The following is a 17,212-nucleotide window of genomic DNA, read 5'->3' as shown; positions in this document are numbered from 1 at the left end:
CGCCTATAGTTCTTCCTATGGAGAAGCACAAGAACGAATCACCGGCCACCGTGATGACAGAATCGTCGGTAAGCGCGAAACCGCGTGCGCTGGTGACGGGAGGTGCGGGATTTATCGGTTCGACGCTGGTTGACCGGCTGCTGGCTGAAGGGTACGCGGTCACGGCGTTGGACGATCTCTCCCACGGAAAGCTGGAAAACCTCCAGCAGGCATCGCTTAACGACGACTTTGAGTTCATAACCGCCGATGTGCTGGAGGTTGACTGGGACGAGCTGCTCGAGCAAAACCGTCCGGAGGTTATTTTCCACCTCGCAGCGCAGATTGATGTGCGGATTTCCGTGGCCGACCCGGTGCGGGATGCGACGCTGAACATCATTGGCACAATCAAACTTGCCGATGCGGCTCGAAAGCACGGTGTCCGCAAGGTTGTGTTTACATCTTCGGGTGGTTCCATCTACGGCACGCCGGAGGAGCTTCCGGTCTCGGAGAACGTGCCGGTCAATCCGATGAGCCCCTATGCCGCCTCAAAGGCGACGGGCGAACTGTACTTGAATATGTTCCGCAATCTTTACGGGCTCGAATGCTCGCACATCGCGCCGGCGAATGTGTACGGCCCGCGGCAGGATCCGCACGGCGAGGCCGGCGTGGTGGCTATTTTCGCCCAGCGTCTGCTGGCGGGAGAGTCGACCAAGGTGTTCGGCGACGGCGGAAATACCCGCGACTATGTGTATGTCGACGATGTGGTGGATGCTTTCTACCGCGCATCTGGCGAGGTCGGTGGCGGAATGCGCTTTAATATTGGCACCGGTGTCGAAACCTCGGATCGGCAGCTGCACTCGTTGGTGGCGCAGGCTGCGGGTGCTGAGGATAATCCGGAGTTTGCACCGCCGCGCACTGGTGATGTGGCGCGGTCGGCGTTGGACCCCACGCGGGCGCGTGAAGTACTCGGCTGGGAGCCAGCTATGAGTATTCAGGAGGGCGTTGCCCGTACTGTGGAGTACTTCCGGAATCAGGGCTAGCGCAACTTACTTGCCAGCTTCTTCCATGCGCTTTGCGTGGATGAGAGCCAGCTCGATATTGTCCTCGAACACGTCGAGAGGTTGTGCGCCCGAGACGAACTGAGTGCCAACGAGGAAGCCCGGAGTTCCGGAAATGCCCAGCATGGAGCCGAACTGGGTGGCATTCTTGACCGCCTCGGTCCACTTGCCGTCCTTAAGCTCCTTTTCAAAGCGCTTCATGTCCGGCACACCGGACTCGCGAGCGACGGCAATCAGGTCCTTCTCAGTGAACTCCGGGTGGCCCTGGCCCTTTTCCCCGGCCTTCTTAAACAGCGCACGGGAGAACTCCCAGAACTTGCCCTGAGCTGCCGCGGCACGGCCGGCCTCAGCATCCTTGATGGCCTTCTCGCCATTGATGGCCATGTCGTTCCACTCCAGGCGGACCAGTCCCTCGTTGACGTACTTTTCCACGAGGTCAGGCTCGGTTTCGTTTGCGAACTTCGCGCAGAACGGGCACTCGAAGTCCGAGTAGATCGAGATTACGACCGGCGCATCCACTGCACCGAGAGCAAAAGGATCATTTTCATTGCGGCGGTGGACATTGTCCATGTCCTCCGGGGACTTCAGCTGCGCTCCCGCCTTTGGTCCGTAGATGCTGGCGTCGAAAGAGCCATTCGGGCCAGGCACTGGCGCAATCTCGCCCTCGCCTGGTGCAACACCCGCCATGTTGACGGTGCTCACGCCGTTGAAGCTAGCCGAACGCGAACCAGCGAAGAAGCCCGCTGCGCCGACAACAATCAATGCGACGACAGCTAGCGCCCATGCGGCGTTCGGGATCGAGTACCACGACTTGGTTTTCCCACTACTGTCGGCAGACCAGGACTCCAGGTCCTGCTCAGTGGGTACTGGCTGGGAACCCTGCTGGGGTTCCTGCGATGTCGCCTGCCACGCTGCGTCTGTCGAGGGCTGCTGCGAATCGCTGCTGTTGTCAGCGGCGGCGTTGTCCTTATTTTCTTCGCTCATGGCTTCTATGGAACCACAGCCTCAGATTCACATGCGCTTAGCGTGTCGATTAGTCGGACGGAGCGTTGTTCTCGACGTTCGTCGCGCTGTCTTTTTGGCTGCTGTTCTGGCTGCCCGAAATCACAATTTCCTCTTCCGGACGCACAGCGGTCTTCAAAGCCACAGCACGAGCCAGTCGCGCGTAGCGTAGCTCCTGTTCGCGGAAGCGGATGTAGGACGACACCGTGGTAAACACGAACGCCAACACCAGTACGTAGAGCAGCAAATCGGTGCCCCGGGTCACACCAATCCAGTTGGCCACCACGGTCAGGTCGTCGGGACGCACGATTGCCCACAGGCACGCGACGACGAAAAGGACGAATCCCAGCTTCACGCCCGCCTTGGCGCGTGCCTTACGACGGTTAGCGACGAAGTAAGCGACCAGGCCCACCATCGCCAGCAGCAAAATAATTTGAACGATGGATGCGGTCATGGCAGCCTCTTCGAAATCAGGGAGTCGGCAAGGATATTGACACCGTTGAACAAGGATTGCCCTTTAGACATGGAGTATTCCGTGTAGAGGATATCCACCGGCTGCTCAGCGGTACGCCAACCTCTGTTGTCCATGACCTCGACAAATTCGGAGGCATGGCTCATACCGTTCATGCGCAGGTTCAGTTGCTCTGCCACCGTACGGTTGAAGGCGCGCAGACCGTTGTGGGCGTCGGTAAGCCCGAGTCGGCGCGTGCGTGGTGACAACATGACCACCGTCTTGAGGACAATTCGCTTAATCAGCGGAACCTGGTCATCTTCGGCGCGAGGGCGGCCGAAACGGGTCCCCACAATGATGTCGATTGGTTCGGTGCGCAGTCGCTGCACCATGGCGACGACATCCTTGACCTGGTGCTGGCCATCGGCGTCGAAGGTGACAAAGTACTTCGAGCCAGCCTGCGCGCGAGCGTATTCCACACCGGTCTGGATAGCGGCACCTTGACCCAAATTGACAGGGTGGTTGACCAAGTGAGCGCCAGCCCGGTGGATCTCCAGGCTGGAGTTATCCGAAGAGCCGTCGTTGACCGCGACAATGTTGGGGAAGGTCTCGCGAGCGTGCTCGAGAACCTCACGAATAACCTGGCCCTCGTTGTAGCACGGCACAATCAGCCAGGTGTCCGAGAAATCCATGTTGTCAGTCATCGCTCCGAAGCCTACCGCACAAACAATCGTCGATATGCGCGTGACATGAGCTGAGTTGGCAAAAGTCGGAAAAGTGTCCGCACCGCCAAGTTCAACACCGCCCGCGGCCTGGAAATCAGCCCCTCAGCTACCAGCGTGCGCTGGAGCTGACGTTCACCGCGGATGATGCCGCGCGAGGTTCGCCGCTCGAACATGCCGTCGGCACGGAAGTACACCAGCGGCTCGGGCAGATTCTCAAACTTCGCACCGGCGGCCATGAGGCGCACCCAGAGGTCGTAGTCCTCCATCAGACGGATGTCGCGATACCCGCCGACCTCACGCACCTTTGCCGTTCGCAGCATCGAGGAGGGGTTATTCACGGGCGAATTGATCTTGATATACCGCGCAATCTCGGCGTGCGTCTGCGGCAGAGTCCGCACGCGGACCACGTTGTCCGGCGTGCCCTCGAACTCCGCCATTGCACTGCCCAACACATCCAACTCCGGATTAGCGGTCAGTACGTCCCACTGCTTTTCAAAGCGGTCCGCACGCGCAATATCGTCCGCATCCAGCCGCGCCACCCATGGCGTTTCCACCAACTGAAGACCCGCCTGCGAAGCCACTCCCGAACCGCCATTTTCCGCACACCGCAGCACGGTCATCTCCGAATGCGCCTGCTCATGCTTGACGACGACCCGGTCGAGTTCCTGCCCGATCGGGCCATCGATGACCACAATGACGTGCGCGGCCGGACGCGTCTGGTTCCACAGCGACTGCAGTGCAGCGTCGAGCTGGTCGGGGACGACGCGGTGGTAGACGGTCATGAGAACCGTGAGGTTAGTGATGGTGGACATGTGAGTCTCGAACCTTGGGAGTTGCAGGGGGATTTGGACGGTTTTTTTTGGGGGGGCATTGGATGCGGGTGATGTTATTCCACCGCAAAAGCCTCCGATACGGCTGACCTGGCAGCACGCGGGGAAAGTTTGCGCAGCGCAAGCAGGTGAATGACAACACCTACTGCAGAGCCTACGGCGATAGCCGCGACCGTGCGTACCGACAGGTGCCCAGGGAGGAAAAGAATGGCAACGGCGATCGTGGTCGCAGCCAACCAACCGATCAGATACATATGGTGCTTTTCCACTGCCAAGGTGACCGAGCCGGTAATCATCAACATGGCGGTCAACGTCGCACCGAGCGTCAGCGCTGCGAGCACCGGCCCGGACACGTGATAGCTATCGTCCAGGATGAGAGTCATAATCCATGGGCCGATGAGCCATGCCAGGCCCGCCCCGAAGGTGCCGAAAGCAGCCAGCGCTCCCAACGGCTTGGCCAGCGCTGCCAGTACGCCCTCGGAGCGGTGCCGGACAAAGCTCACAATGATGGCGTTTTGGAACTTCTCCAAGGGCATGAGCAGCGGAGCGCGGGTCAGCGTTACAGCGTAGGCGATACCCGCAATGGTCACCGCTGCGGTGAAGTTGTTGGCATGCGGCGGGGTCAGCGACTCGGCTATCCCGGCGCCAGTGGTGACCGCTTCGCCGGCAATCTTGACGATTGTCGGAAAACCTGTGACCAGCACAGCAGATGCGCCGGATGCGCCCATGGCCGTGACCATAAGCGCGACGAAGCGGCGCACCGGGACGTCGGCACGCGCGAACATGACCGAGCGGGTTGCCGGGGAAAACAGCGCGAGAATAAGCCAACTGACAGTGCCGAACACCGTGATAATCAGCCAGGCCAGCAGGCCCCAGCCGAAGTACCAGGCGATGAGTGCCAGAGCCACGCGCACGAGAATGTCAATCATGATTAGCGCGGCGTAGGGGCCCCACAGTTGGCGGCCGCTGAGCAGACCCGAGGTGGTGGCCTGCATGGAGTACAGCGCCAGACCAAAAGCCATAAGCAGAATTGCAGTGCCGGCGTCATCCTGCACGACCAGTGGGGCCCACAGCGGACCCGTCACTGCCATGGTGATGAAAGTAACTGCGGCGACGCCCAGGGAAACTGTGATGGGGCGAGCGCCGAGAATTTGACCTGCTTCCGAGGCTCCCTGCTCCTGCCTCTGCTCCTGTTTTCGCTCCCGCTCCCGCGATTCCGCAGCGCCGATTGCCCGCGTGGTCTCCTGCATCAGCCCGCCGAGAACTCCCGTGAGCGCGAAGAAAAACCCCCAGAACGCCACGAACTGCAGGTTTACCGCATTGGGAAGTGCGCGGGCCGAGATAATCAGCACCGCGAAGCTGCCTATCGCCGCGACAATCGTGGCCAGCGACAACCATTTGAAACCGGACATTGACGTGCCTCTAGCTCTCTAGTCCTTGGCCTTCGAGTAGCCGAGCTTTTCAAACTGAGCGGCCAGTTCCTCGTCCACGATTGGAGCACCATTATCGTCGATGCCCTGGTCAGCAGGGGAACGCGTTGGGTCGGTGGGGAAGTCCGGCAAGGAGCTGCGTGACAGCCAGGAGTCAAAGATGACATCCAGGTGCGAGGTGGTGATGCCACGCTCACGGCATACGCGGTTGGCCAGTGCGCGGAAGTCCACTGCATCGACCACACTGTGGCGGTTGGTGGTGGTCCACTTGCGCACCAGGTCGAAGAACACCTCGTCGCCCAGCAGCAGACGCAGAGCGTGCACAGTCAGCGCGCCGCGCTTGTACAGACGGTCGTCGAACATCAGCTTGGGCCCTGGGTTGGCGATGACGATGTCCTGATCATCTTCAAGCAGGTCCAGGTAGTGCTTGCGGGCGTGCACATCCGCGCTGGCACCGCCGCTGACTTCGGACCACACCCACTCGGAATAGCAGGCAAAACCCTCGTTGAGCCAGATATCGCGCCACTGCGAAATGCCGACGCTGTTGCCGAACCACTGGTGCGACAACTCGTGGGCAATCAGTCGATTCCACGTGTCCTTGCCGTCGGCGTGGTTGGCTCCGAAGATGGACAGACCCTGTGCCTCGATGGGGATCTCCAGGTCGTCTTCACAAATGACCACCTGGTAGGCGCGGAAGGGGTAAGGGCCAAAGAGCTTGGCGAATTCATCGAGCATGCGCCCCTGGTCGCGGAAGTCGTGGCGGGCATTGGCCACCAACTCAGAGGGCACCCAGGCCACTACGGTCGAGGTCTGGCACGGCAGCTCGACCTTCTTAAACTGGCCGACATTGATGGTGGCCAGGTAGGAGGTCATGGGCTCCTCGGTGACAAACCGCCAGCGGCGGCGCGATCCGCCCACGTTCACCGGAGCGTCGGCAAGCCCTGGTGCGACGACCTCGTAGGGAGCGTCGGTGACCATCGTGAACTCGTAAAATGCCTTGACCTCGGGATCGTCATCGCAGGGGTACCACGACGCCGCGCCCACCGGCTGCGATGCCACGAGCGCGCCGTTTTCCAGTTCCTCCCAGCCAATGTCGCCCCACTTCGAGCGCACCGGACGTGGCGTGCCCGAGTAAGTGACAATCAGCCGCAGCGTCTCGTCGGGAGCCAACTCGCGGTCAAAGGTGACGCGCAGCTTGCGTCCCGAATGGCGCCAGCGCTTCACATCGATGGAGTGTGCCTGCGAATCGGAAATCGCATCCACCGAATCGGCCCCCAGCGCATCCGCAAAGTCGAGCGTGATGTGCGAGGTCCAGGCGTTGATCTCGATATGCAGAGTCGCCGTCGCTTTCAGACGATTCGGCCCGACCCGATAATCGAGGTCCAGCTCGTACTTATTCACCCGGAAACCCAGGTTGAACGCAATACCGGTATAAGGATTAGTGAAATCAGCGCTACTCACGGCTGTTACCTTACTTCAGCTTGTTCCACAGCCACGTAGATATGAGCGCCTCGACGAACGCGACCTGCGAATTATCCGCCGCGCCGGCGTGCCCACCCTCTGTGTTTTCGTGATAGTCCACCGGCTGTTCCGCTTCTGCCAGCAGCCACGCCAGACTCCGCGCATGCGCCGGGTGGACGCGGTCGTCCCTGGTAGACGTCGTAATCAACGCCGGCGGGTAAGCGAGCTGCTCTCGCTTGACGACGCGCTGGACCGGCGAATACTGCGCAATCGCAGCCCGCTCGGTGGGGTCGTCCGGGTTTCCATACTCGGCCATCCACGAGGCTCCCGCAGATAGCGTGTGGTAGCGCATCATGTCCGCCAGCGGCACCTGGGAGACCACTGCTCCCACTAACTCCGGGTAGGAGGTGAGGCAGACTGCGGTCAGCAGCCCGCCGTTGGAACCACCGCGCACGCCCAGCTGTTCGCGCGTGCAGTAGCCGCGTGCAACCAGGTCGCGCAGCACGGCCTGATGATCCTCATAGACCCTCATCCGCTCAGTCTTGACCACCGAGGAGTGCCAGGTCGGGCCGAATTCGCCACCGCCACGCAGGTTGGCCTCGACGAAGTAACCGCCGCGCTCGAGCCAGGTCAGGCCACGAATCGCCGAGTACTGTGGGACCAGTGAGACCTCGAAACCGCCGTAGGCGTGCACGAGGGTAGGGGCTGGGGTCGGAGTGGGTGCGTCTGTGCTTGCCTCCGCGCCTGTGCCAGCGCTTGCACCAGCGCCCGCCTCCGCGTCGAAGCGGCCGGTGATGCGGTACGGAATCCGCGTGCCATCGGCCGAGGTCGCCCAGTGCTGACGCGTCTCCATCCCCTCACTGTCGAAGAGCGCCGGAGCACGCCGCACTTTCGTGAGCGGGCTGCCGACTTGCCCGTACCAGAGAGTTGCCGGCTGCGTTGCCGAGGTCGACACCAACCAGATTTCGTCGTCGCGTTCAGAGGCCGTATCAATCACGCTCACAGTGGCCTGTGCAGGTAACTCGCCGAAAGCCTCCACCGGCTCCCACAAGCCCTCCCGCAAGACGACCAACTTCGTCGCGACATCCTCCAGCAGAGTCAGCTCCAGGAAGTTCTTCGTCCACGCCAGCTGCTGGAACGACGTGTGCGCATCCGGGGTGAAAATCACCTCCACCTCACGCGAGCCCGCCAGCCATTTTTCGAGCTCCACAACGGCCACGCCACCAGCCGGAATGCCATTGAACTCCGTGCGGGGCATCAGCACCAACCACTGCCTATGGACACTCGTCCGACAGTCCTGCGGCACCTCCAGGATCTGCAGGGAAAAGTCCCCGTTTTGCTGCGCCGCCAACTTGCCCGGGCGCTCCGCCGCCACGAACCGCTGCGAATTATAAAAATCATGCGCACGCTCGACGAACAGCCGCTCGAAACCCTCCGTCGCGTCGAACCAGCCGCCTACGGCCACATCATCACTGTGGCCCGAGAAAATCACATCCGCGCTTGACGACGGCATGCCGCGCCGCCACCTACGCACCTGCCGCGGGTAGCCCGAATCCGTCAGTGACCCCGGACCAAAGTCACTGCCAACGAGAATCTCGTCACGGCCCAACCAACAGACATCGGACTTCGCCTCCGGGAGGTAGAACGGCTCATCCTCGACAAAAATGCAGTTGACAAGGTCAAACTCCCGCACCACGGTGGCATCGGCGCCGCCGCGAGAGAGCAGAATCAACGCGCGGTCATACTCCGGATAGCGGCACACCGTGCCCTTCCAAACCCAGTTTTCTCCCTCGGCTTTCGCCAGCGCATCGAGGTCGATGAGAGTTTCCCACTCGGTCGCCTGCGGATCGTCCTGGCCAGCCAGGTAGCTCTGCAACGAGGTGCGCCGCCACAGGCCCCGCGGATGCTCGGCGTCCCGCCAGAAGTTATAGAGGTACTCGCCGCGCCGCACCGGGTATGCGATCCGGGCATCGGTGTTGAGCGCAGCCAGGATGCGTTGTTCCAGGTTGGTGCGGTCGCTGGTGTCGTCGGCAAGCGAATCGACGCCTGCGACGGCGGCCTCCGACTGCGCGCGAGCCCACGCCAGTGCCTGGGAGCCGTCGATATCGTCCAGCCAATCGGGGACAAGGTCAGTGGAGAGGAAGGAGAAATCGTTGCCCATGTCGGTGTCCGTGTCGGTGCCCATGCCCACCACCGTAGCCGACCGCAGTAGGTAAAACCGGGACTCGCGCGTGAAGTAAAGGCAAGTGGTGCGTAGACTTGTGCACGTGGCTGAACATTTTGATCTTGTAGTACTCGGCGGCGGTCCTGGCGGATACGTCGCAGCAATCCGTGCATCCCAGCTGGGCCTGAAGACCGCTGTGGTGGAGAAGCAATACTGGGGCGGTGTCTGCCTCAACGTTGGCTGTATTCCATCCAAGTCTCTGTTGAAGAACGCCGAGGTGGCGCACATTTTCAACCATGAGGCTAAGACCTTCGGTATTTCCGGCGATGTCTCCTTTGACTTCGGTGCCGCACACGCGCGTTCACGCAAGGTGTCCGCGGGCATCGTCAAGGGTGTTCATTTCCTGATGAAGAAGAACAAGATCACCGAAATCAACGGTTTCGGTGAATTCACTGGCCCGACCTCCATGGCTATCACTGATGGCGATGACAAGGGCAAGGAAATTACCTTCGACAAGGCGATTATTGCAACCGGCTCTGTCGTCCGTTCCCTGCCGGGCGTTGAAGTCGGCGGCAATATCGTTTCCTACGAAGAGCAGATTCTCTCCGACGAGCTGCCGGACTCCATGGTTATCGTCGGCGCTGGCGCCATCGGTATGGAGTTCGCATACGTCTTGGCTAACTACGGCGTGGATGTCACCATCGTCGAGTTCATGGACAACGTTCTGCCGAACGAGGACGCAGACGTCTCCAAGGTTATTGCCAAGGAATACAAGAAGCTGGGCGTCAAGCTCATGACCGGGCACAAGACCACCTCCATCGTGGACAATGGTGACTCGGTTGAGGTCAAGGTCGAGGCCAAGGATGGTGGCGACGAGCAGACTCTGACCGTCGACCGCGTTATGGTCTCCATCGGCTTCGCACCGCGCACCGAAGGCATCGGCCTGGACAAGACCGGTGTTGAGCTGGGCGAGCGCGGCGAGATTGTCATCGACGAGTACATGCGCACCAACGTCGACAACATCTACGCCATCGGTGACGTCACCATGAAGCTGCAGCTGGCACACGTCGCTGAGGCACAGGGCGTTATCGCAGCTGAGCACATGGCGGGTCACGAGACCGAGACCATCCCGGACTACAACATGATGCCGCGCGCAACCTTCTGTAACCCGCAGGTTGGTTCCTTCGGTAAGACCGAGGCACAGGCCAAGAAGTGGGCTGAGGAGAACGGCCGCGAGATTAAGGTCTCCACCTTCCCGTTCTCTGCAAACGGTAAGGCCCAGGGTCTGGCGGAGCCGGCTGGTTTCGTGAAGCTCATTGCCGATGCCGAATACGGCGAGCTGCTGGGTGGCCACATGGTGGGCGCCAACGTTTCCGAGCTCATGCCGCAGCTGGTTCTGGCTGAGAAGTACGAACTGACCACTGAGGAAATCGGCCGCGCCGTTCACATTCACCCGACCATGTCCGAGGCTATGAAGGAAGCAGCCGAGGGCGTTATGGGCAAGATGATCAACCTGTAAGAGGTTGTGGCTTTGGCCTGGGGCCGGTTTTCGCTGGCCTGGGCTCTCACTGGGCTGATCCCGGCTCAGGCAGATGCGAGTTAGTGCTTAAGTTTATGACAGTTTGACCGTGAAAATCGGTGCGAAAGTGTCATAAACTTAAGCACTTTCTTTTTGGGTCTTCCTTTTTGGGTCTTTCCCCCCCGCAAACCAAGCCCCCAGCAAACAGGCCGGTCCTGCGCCCGTCGTAAAGCGAACTAGTACGGCGAGACGGTGGAGCGGTGCATGTTGATGTCGATATCGCGATGGATCGGCGGGAACGCGCGCTGCGGACATGCCTCCCGGGAGCAGACCCTGCAGCCAGCCCCGATCGGAGTGGCGGCATCGAGGTCCGCGAGATCGAGACCATCGGCGTACACAGTGCGCTCAGCGTGACGGGCCTCGCAGCCCAAACCGATGGCGAAAACCTTACCTGGCTTGCCGAAACGTGCCGCGTGATGCTCCACGGTCCGCGAGATCCACATGTAGGGCCGACCATCCGGCATGAGCGCGACCTGCCGCATGACCTTGCCGGGGTAGGAGAAAGTCTCGTAGACGTTCCACAGCGGGCAGGTACCGCCCGAATGCGTGAAGTGGAAGCCCGTAGCGGATTGGCGTTTGGACATGTTGCCCGCGCGGTCGACGCGCACGAATGTCCACGGGATACCGCGCAGGCTGGGGCGTTGCATCGTGGACAGTCGGTGGCAGATGGTCTCGTAGCCGACTCCATACGTGCGCGACAACAGCTCGATGTCGTAGCGTTTCGACTCAGCCATCGCATGGAACGACTCATAGGGCAGAATCAGCGCCGCCGCGTAATACGTCGCGACTCCGCGCTGCGCCAGCTTCCGCGACTCTTCCGACATGAAATGCCCGGACGCGACGGCTTCGGAAATGGTCTCGCCCTGCTCCAAAAACCCCAGTTCCGTGGCCATGCGGAAGGCCCGCTGTCCCGGCGAGAGGTGCCGCGCGAGGTAGAGCGTCTTCGTCCGCCGATCAAGGCTGTGCTGCACATCGCCTAACGACGATTCCAGCGCAATCCGAATCCCATGGTCGTTGGACAGCCTGTCGGCCAGCACAGAGACCACATCGGTGGTTTCGTCGGTGATGCGCAGCTCGCGGGCGAGCTCCTCGGCGGCGGTGTCGACCGAAGCGATGTAGTTCTGGCGGGCGTAGAAGTAGTCGCGGACCTCCTCATGTGGCATGGTCAGCGCCTGTGAGCCGGAGGCGGTGTCGGTGCTGTTGCCGAAGTTGCGCTCCTCGGTGGCCAGAGAGAGTTTGTCGGTGACATTGCGGTAGCGGCGGTGGATGTCCACCATAATGCGGGCGATGTCGGGGTGATCGCGAACCATTTCCGAGATCTCCTGCAGATTCATGGGGGACTTGGCGATCTCCTTGTCCATCACCACGTCCTGAACCTCAGCGAGGAGGCGGGAGTCGTCATCGCGAGAGAAGAAAGTCGCGTCAACGCCGAATGTGTCCGTGATACGAAGCAGAACGGGCACGGTCAGGGGCCGGACATCGTGCTCAATCTGGTTGACGTAACTAGCCGAGAGGCCCAACGCCTGCGCGAGCGCAGCCTGGCTGAGGTCGCGCTCGCGGCGCAGCTGGCGGAGACGGGATCCGACATAGGTTTTCGACATACTGCCCAGCATATCGCGGGCTTTGCTGAACTTGTGTAGAAAACCGTTGCAACCTTTGCTTACGTATGTAGGTGCTGAGGTTCTTAGGCGCGCTTCACGACGGCCCGGAGTCGACACGTCGATGAACACACAAAAACACCCAGCGAGGGCTGCAAGTGCAACCCTCGCTGGGTGTTGAAGTTAGGTCCTTGACCTAAGCCCTAAGCCGAGTGACTTAGAACTGACCCTCCTCGGTGGAGCCCTTCAGGGCGGTGGTGGAGGAGTTCGGGTCGACGGTGGTGGCGATGCGGTCGAAGTAGCCAGCGCCAACCTCGCGCTGGTGCTTGACAGCGGTGAAGCCGCGCTTCTCGGCAGCCTCGAACTCGCGGTTCTGCAGGTCGACGAATGCGGACATCTGCTCGCGAGCGTAGCCGTAAGCCAGGTCGAACATGCCGTAGTTCAGGGCGTGGAAGCCAGCCAGGGTAATGAACTGGAACTTGAAGCCCATCTTGCCCAGCTCGTTCTGGAACTTGGCGATCTCGTCCTTCTCGAGGTGAGCGGACCAGTTGAAGGACGGGGAGCAGTTGTAAGCCAGGAGCTGATCCGGGTACTCAGCCTTGACGCCCTCAGCGAACTTCTTAGCCAGCTCGAGGTCCGGAGTACCGGTCTCCATCCAAATCATGTCAGCGTACGGAGCGTAGGACTTCGCACGAGCGATGCACGGCTCCAGGCCGTTCTGGACGTGGTAGAAGCCCTCGGAAGTGCGGTCGCCGGTGATGAACTTCTGGTCGCGCTCATCAACGTCAGAGGTGATGAGGGTAGCGGCCTCAGCGTCGGTGCGGGCGATGATGACGGTCGGGGTGTTGGAGACGTCAGCAGCCAGGCGAGCAGAGGTCAGGGTGCGGATGTGCTGCTGGGTCGGAATCAGGACCTTGCCGCCCAGGTGACCACACTTCTTCTCAGAAGCGAGCTGGTCCTCCCAGTGGGTACCAGCGGCACCAGCGTTGATCATAGCCTTCTGCAGCTCGTAGACGTTCAGAGCGCCACCGAAGCCAGCCTCACCGTCAGCGACGATCGGCAGCAGCCAGTTGTCGACGGAGTCGTCGCCCTCGATGCGAGCGATCTCGTCTGCGCGGAGCAGAGCGTTGTTGATGCGGCGAACGACGTTCGGCACGGAGTTAGCCGGGTACAGGGACTGGTCCGGGTAGGTGTGGCCGGAGAGGTTAGCGTCACCAGCGACCTGCCAACCGGAGAGGTAGACAGCCTTCAGGCCAGCGCGAGCCTGCTGAACGGCCATGTTACCGGTCAGTGCGCCCAGAGCGTTGATGTAGGAGTCGTCCTTAACGTTGACGCCTTCCCACAGGATCTCAGCGCCACGGCGAGCGAGGGTGTTCTCCTCGACGACGGTGCCCTGGAGCTCGGCAACCTGCTCAGCGGTGTAGTCGCGGGTGATACCTTCCCAGCGCGGGTTCTCGTCCCAATCCTTCTGGATTTCGGCGGCGGTACGTGCCTTACCAACGTTAGACATAAACGGAGTCACTTCCTTTTGCTTGCTTTTTGAACTCCGGGTGCTGACTTAAGAACAATTCCGACAGAACCGATCTACAGGCTGACCCGATAGTGACCGCGGTGTCACGTGAATGCAGGGGCGCTAGCAAAGTGCTGTACCCCTGCACGCAAACACGCGAACAAAAACAATGTCCGCTTCCGCGTGCCATGACTCACATTTTGGGGCATAGCGTTAAGTTCGTCAAGCAGCTTCGGATGTGAATTCAAGTATGTAATACGGATAACACTTGTGAAGATTGCAAACATTGCAATGTGTAGCTTGGCTTTAGCGATTTTCGCCTGTGACCGGCCGGTACATTTGTACTGTTATTTCCTTGTGGCGGGCTCGCTAATAATGTTCCCCCCGCTTTGGGGTGATTTATATTTTGGTAATTATCAAAGCTGGCCGTTAACAGTGTTTGGGGTTTAGGGGGTGTTTCGCTACCCCCGAAATTACGGCCGTAAAGGTAGAAATGGGCTTCTAAATACACTGCCGTTACACCGTCAAATCCCCCGCCGGAGCGTCCCTGGATAGTGGTCAGGGTCTCGGTTGTCATCTCGCTTTTATGGTCTGGTTTGAAGGTGGAGGCTGTAGCGACGCGGTTGGTCGCTGTCCGTTGATACGCAGGTCGCAATAGTAAATGTCTGTGAGGCGCGACACTTTCCCATTGCGTGTGGTGTTCCGTGGCTGGAGGAAAGAGTGCCGGGGATGCTGCAGTCAATGCGGGTGGGGGAGGGCTGGTTGTGGTGTCAGGATTGAATGCCCGAATGGTCATCGGGGAGGGGGTGGGGTCTGTTCGCGGGGTGCTCGTCGTAAAGCGAATGAAATGGCAAATGTGAGCGGCGCTATATCGGGCTGACGGTTGGCGGTTATGGAAAAAGACGGTTCATAAGTGCGCCGAATCACATACAGTAGGGGAACAACGCATCCAGTGTGAGCTGCTTACGTGGCCGTGGCTGGATGGGCAAATTGCAATCAATAGTTTTGAGGAGAGCAATGGCACAGCGTATTTCGGCAGGTGGAATGCAGGTCGCGAAGGTTCTTTACGACTTCGTTAATGACACCGCACTCCCCGCCGCCGGCATTGAGGACAAGGACGCGTTCTGGAACGGCTTCGGTGACATTGTCGCTAAGTACACTCCGCGCAACCGCGAGCTGCTGGCCAAGCGCGATGAGCTGCAGGAAAAGCTCGACGCTTGGTACAAGGAACACCCGGGCGAGCAGAATCAGGATGAGTACGTCGCATTCCTGAAGGAAATTGGCTACCTCGTTGACAACCCGGGTGACTTCCAGGTCACTACCGCTAACGTCGACACCGAGATCACTTCCACCGCTGGCCCGCAGCTGGTTGTGCCGGTCCTCAACGCCCGTTTCGCCATCAACGCTGCGAACGCACGCTGGGGCTCGCTTTACGACGCGCTGTACGGCACCAACGCTATTCCTGAAGATGGCGGTGCGGAGAAGGACACCCCGGGCTACAACAAGGTCCGCGGTGACCGCGTTATCGCATGGGGTCGTGACTTCCTGGACAAGGCTCTGCCGCTGGTCGACGGTTCCCATGCGGACGTCACCTCTTATGACATTGTCGACGGTCACCTGCAGGCAACCCTGGAAGGCGGCGCTACCTCCGGTCTGCGCGAGCCGGAGACCCTGGTCGGCTACACCGGCGACAAGGACGCACCGGAGTCCATTTACTTCAAGCACAACGGTCTGCACATCCAGCTGCTGATTGACCCGGAGTCCCCGGTTGGCAAGACCGACAAGGCTGGCGTCAAGGACATCATCCTGGAAGCCGCTGTCACCAACATCATGGACCTCGAGGACTCTGTCGCCGCAGTTGACGCTGCTGACAAGACCCTGGGTTACACCAACTGGCTGGGCCTGAACGTCGGTGACCTCGCAGTCGAGTTCACCCGTGGTGGCAAGAAGCTGTCTCGTACCATCAACGACGACCGCACTTACACCGCTCTTGACGGTTCCGAGGTCACCCTGCACGGTCGTTCCCTGAACCTGGTCCGTAACGTCGGCCACCTGATGCAGAACCCGGCCATCCTCGACCGCGACGGCGAGGAGATTTTCGAGGGCATCATGGATGCCGTCGTCACCGCTGTGTGTGCAATCCCGGGCCTGGACCAGGACAACGCACGTAAGAACTCCCGTACCGGTTCCATCTACATCGTGAAGCCGAAGCAGCACGGCCCGGATGAGGCTGCTTTCACCAACGAGCTGTTCGCAGACGTTGAGAAGCTGCTGGGTCTGCCGCACAACACCCTGAAGGTCGGCCTGATGGACGAGGAGCGTCGTACCTCCGTCAACCTGGACGCCGCCATCAAGGCTGTTTCCGAGCGTGTCGTCTTCATTAACACCGGCTTCATGGACCGCACTGGTGATGAGATCCACACCTCCATCCAGGCTGGTCCGATGTTCCGCAAGGCTGTTCAGAAGACCGCTCCGTGGATGCTGGCTTACGAGGACAACAACGTTGACTCCGGTCTGGCACACGGCCTGCAGGGCAAGGCTCAGATTGGTAAGGGCATGTGGGCCATGACCGAGCAGATGGCGGAGCTGCTGGAGCAGAAGATTGGTCAGCCAAAGCAGGGTGCTTCCACCGCGTGGGTTCCGTCCCCGACCGGTGGCGTGCTGCACGCTACCCACTACCACGAGGTTGACGTCTTCGGCGTTCAGGACAAGCTGCTTACCGACGGTCGCCGCGACACCTTCGGTGATCTGCTCACCATCCCGGTAGCGGCAGCTAAGGCTGGCGAGCCGGGCGCTGACTGGTCCGATGAAGACAAGGCTAACGAGCTGGACAACAACTGCCAGTCCATCCTGGGCTACGTTATCCGCTGGGTTGAGCAGGGTGTTGGCTGCTCCAAGGTGCCGGACATCAACGATGTTGACCTGATGGAGGACCGCGCTACCCTGCGTATTTCCTCCCAGACTCTGGCTAACTGGCTGCTGCACGGTGTTGTCACCGAGGAGCAAATCATCGATTCGCTTCAGCGCATGGCCGAGGTCGTTGACCGCCAGAACGAGGGCGATGAGGCATACCTGCCGATGGCTCCGGACTTCGACAAGTCCATTGGTTTCCAGGCTGCCAAGGAGCTCATCCTCGATGGTGTGAACCAACCGTCCGGTTACACCGAGCCGATCCTGCACCGCCGTCGCCTGGAGTTCAAGAAGCGCGAGGGCATCGACCAGGATTAATTCTTGGTCGGGCTGCGGCTGCCGAGCCTGAAATAACAAAATAGATACCCAAACTGCCGGCGCGCATGCGCGCCGGCAGTTTTGTTTTGGGGTGCAGGGCGAGCTTGTGCTGGGAGCACTCGCATTGAGTGCTCATGTTGGAAGCGCACCATGATTCTCAGATTCGAGATACCCGGGTTCACAAGCGGGGTAGGGGC

The 17,212-nt window shown here is 60.4% G+C and carries 12 protein-coding genes; 3 read left to right on the top strand and 9 right to left on the bottom strand.

Translation table 11 applies throughout. The features are described 5' to 3' along the window. The first annotated feature begins 53 nt into the window (after positions 1 to 53). Positions 54 to 1,019 (top strand): GDP-mannose 4,6-dehydratase, encoded by a 966-nt coding sequence (locus NQ014_RS05215; RefSeq protein ID WP_257074155.1) that lies wholly within the window; start codon positions 54 to 56, stop codon positions 1,017 to 1,019. A gap of 6 nt (positions 1,020 to 1,025) precedes the next feature. Here NQ014_RS05215 and NQ014_RS05210 read toward each other — a convergent pair whose 3' ends face one another. The 7 genes from NQ014_RS05210 to NQ014_RS05180 all read right to left on the bottom strand — a co-directional run bounded on the left by NQ014_RS05210 (position 1,026) and on the right by NQ014_RS05180 (position 9,121). After that, the gene (locus tag NQ014_RS05210; protein WP_257074064.1) at positions 1,026 to 2,021 is read right to left on the bottom strand and encodes a thioredoxin domain-containing protein; all 996 of its coding nucleotides are present in this window, start codon (positions 2,019 to 2,021) and stop codon (positions 1,026 to 1,028) included. Positions 2,022 to 2,070: 49 nt separating this feature from the next. Beyond that, the gene (locus tag NQ014_RS05205) at positions 2,071 to 2,493 is read right to left on the bottom strand and encodes a DUF2304 domain-containing protein (RefSeq protein WP_257074063.1); all 423 of its coding nucleotides are present in this window, start codon (positions 2,491 to 2,493) and stop codon (positions 2,071 to 2,073) included. After that, on the bottom strand, positions 2,490 to 3,182 hold the full coding sequence (locus NQ014_RS05200; protein WP_048732520.1) for a glycosyltransferase family 2 protein: 693 nt from the start codon (positions 3,180 to 3,182) through the stop codon (positions 2,490 to 2,492). The genes NQ014_RS05205 and NQ014_RS05200 overlap by 4 nt, the downstream gene beginning before the upstream one ends. Before the next feature lie 23 nt (positions 3,183 to 3,205). Beyond that, positions 3,206 to 4,027: a glycosyltransferase gene (locus tag NQ014_RS05195; RefSeq protein WP_257074062.1), complete on the bottom strand. Its 822-nt coding sequence runs from the start codon at positions 4,025 to 4,027 to the stop codon at positions 3,206 to 3,208. 74 nt (positions 4,028 to 4,101) lie between these two features. Further along, entirely contained in the window at positions 4,102 to 5,457 is a 1,356-nt protein-coding gene (locus NQ014_RS05190; protein ID WP_257074061.1) for a lipopolysaccharide biosynthesis protein, read from the bottom strand. Between the two features lie 18 nt (positions 5,458 to 5,475). Then, a complete protein-coding gene (locus NQ014_RS05185; protein ID WP_257074060.1) occupies positions 5,476 to 6,936 on the bottom strand; it encodes a M1 family metallopeptidase in 1,461 nt (486 codons plus the stop codon). A gap of 10 nt (positions 6,937 to 6,946) precedes the next feature. Beyond that, complete coding sequence (locus NQ014_RS05180; RefSeq protein WP_257074059.1) at positions 6,947 to 9,121, bottom strand: prolyl oligopeptidase family protein; 2,175 nt, start codon at positions 9,119 to 9,121, stop codon at positions 6,947 to 6,949. Positions 9,122 to 9,203: 82 nt separating this feature from the next. Here NQ014_RS05180 and lpdA point away from each other — a divergent pair, with 82 nt between their 5' ends. Next, on the top strand, positions 9,204 to 10,619 hold the full coding sequence (lpdA, locus tag NQ014_RS05175) for a dihydrolipoyl dehydrogenase (protein ID WP_257074057.1): 1,416 nt from the start codon (positions 9,204 to 9,206) through the stop codon (positions 10,617 to 10,619). A 236-nt stretch (positions 10,620 to 10,855) separates the two neighbouring features. On the opposite strand, the gene ramB is transcribed toward lpdA, so the two are convergent. Both ramB and aceA read right to left on the bottom strand, forming a co-directional pair. Beyond that, positions 10,856 to 12,280 carry an acetate metabolism transcriptional regulator RamB gene (ramB, locus tag NQ014_RS05170; RefSeq protein WP_257074055.1) on the bottom strand — a complete coding sequence of 475 codons (1,425 nt, stop codon included), beginning with the start codon at positions 12,278 to 12,280 and terminating at the stop codon, positions 10,856 to 10,858. Positions 12,281 to 12,494: 214 nt separating this feature from the next. After that, positions 12,495 to 13,787 carry an isocitrate lyase gene (gene aceA / locus NQ014_RS05165; protein WP_257074054.1) on the bottom strand — a complete coding sequence of 431 codons (1,293 nt, stop codon included), beginning with the start codon at positions 13,785 to 13,787 and terminating at the stop codon, positions 12,495 to 12,497. A 1,017-nt stretch (positions 13,788 to 14,804) separates the two neighbouring features. On the opposite strand from aceA, the gene NQ014_RS05160 reads away from it, so the two are divergent. Further along, a complete protein-coding gene (locus tag NQ014_RS05160; protein ID WP_069359075.1) occupies positions 14,805 to 17,015 on the top strand; it encodes a malate synthase G in 2,211 nt (736 codons plus the stop codon). The last annotated feature ends 197 nt before the right edge of the window (positions 17,016 to 17,212 follow it).

Origin of the sequence: Corynebacterium sp. 5QC2CO (genome assembly GCF_024580435.1) — a bacterium.
In the GTDB taxonomy this organism is placed as follows: Bacteria; Actinomycetota; Actinomycetes; order Mycobacteriales; family Mycobacteriaceae; genus Corynebacterium; species Corynebacterium jeikeium_D.
Note: the sequence above shows the minus strand (reverse complement) of the source record. Positions and strands in the feature narration are given on the sequence as shown.

Coding starts and splice junctions, on each gene's coding strand:
- NQ014_RS05215 (WP_257074155.1), top strand. CDS start 54: ATGACAGAATCGTCGGTAAGCGCGAAACCGCGTGCGCTGGTGACGGGA.
- NQ014_RS05210 (WP_257074064.1), bottom strand. CDS start 2,021: ATGAGCGAAGAAAATAAGGACAACGCCGCCGCTGACAACAGCAGCGAT.
- NQ014_RS05205 (WP_257074063.1), bottom strand. CDS start 2,493: ATGACCGCATCCATCGTTCAAATTATTTTGCTGCTGGCGATGGTGGGC.
- NQ014_RS05200 (WP_048732520.1), bottom strand. CDS start 3,182: ATGGATTTCTCGGACACCTGGCTGATTGTGCCGTGCTACAACGAGGGC.
- NQ014_RS05195 (WP_257074062.1), bottom strand. CDS start 4,027: ATGTCCACCATCACTAACCTCACGGTTCTCATGACCGTCTACCACCGC.
- NQ014_RS05190 (WP_257074061.1), bottom strand. CDS start 5,457: ATGTCCGGTTTCAAATGGTTGTCGCTGGCCACGATTGTCGCGGCGATA.
- NQ014_RS05180 (WP_257074059.1), bottom strand. CDS start 9,121: ATGGGCACCGACACGGACACCGACATGGGCAACGATTTCTCCTTCCTC.
- ramB (WP_257074055.1), bottom strand. CDS start 12,280: ATGTCGAAAACCTATGTCGGATCCCGTCTCCGCCAGCTGCGCCGCGAG.
- aceA (WP_257074054.1), bottom strand. CDS start 13,787: ATGTCTAACGTTGGTAAGGCACGTACCGCCGCCGAAATCCAGAAGGAT.
- NQ014_RS05160 (WP_069359075.1), top strand. CDS start 14,805: ATGGCACAGCGTATTTCGGCAGGTGGAATGCAGGTCGCGAAGGTTCTT.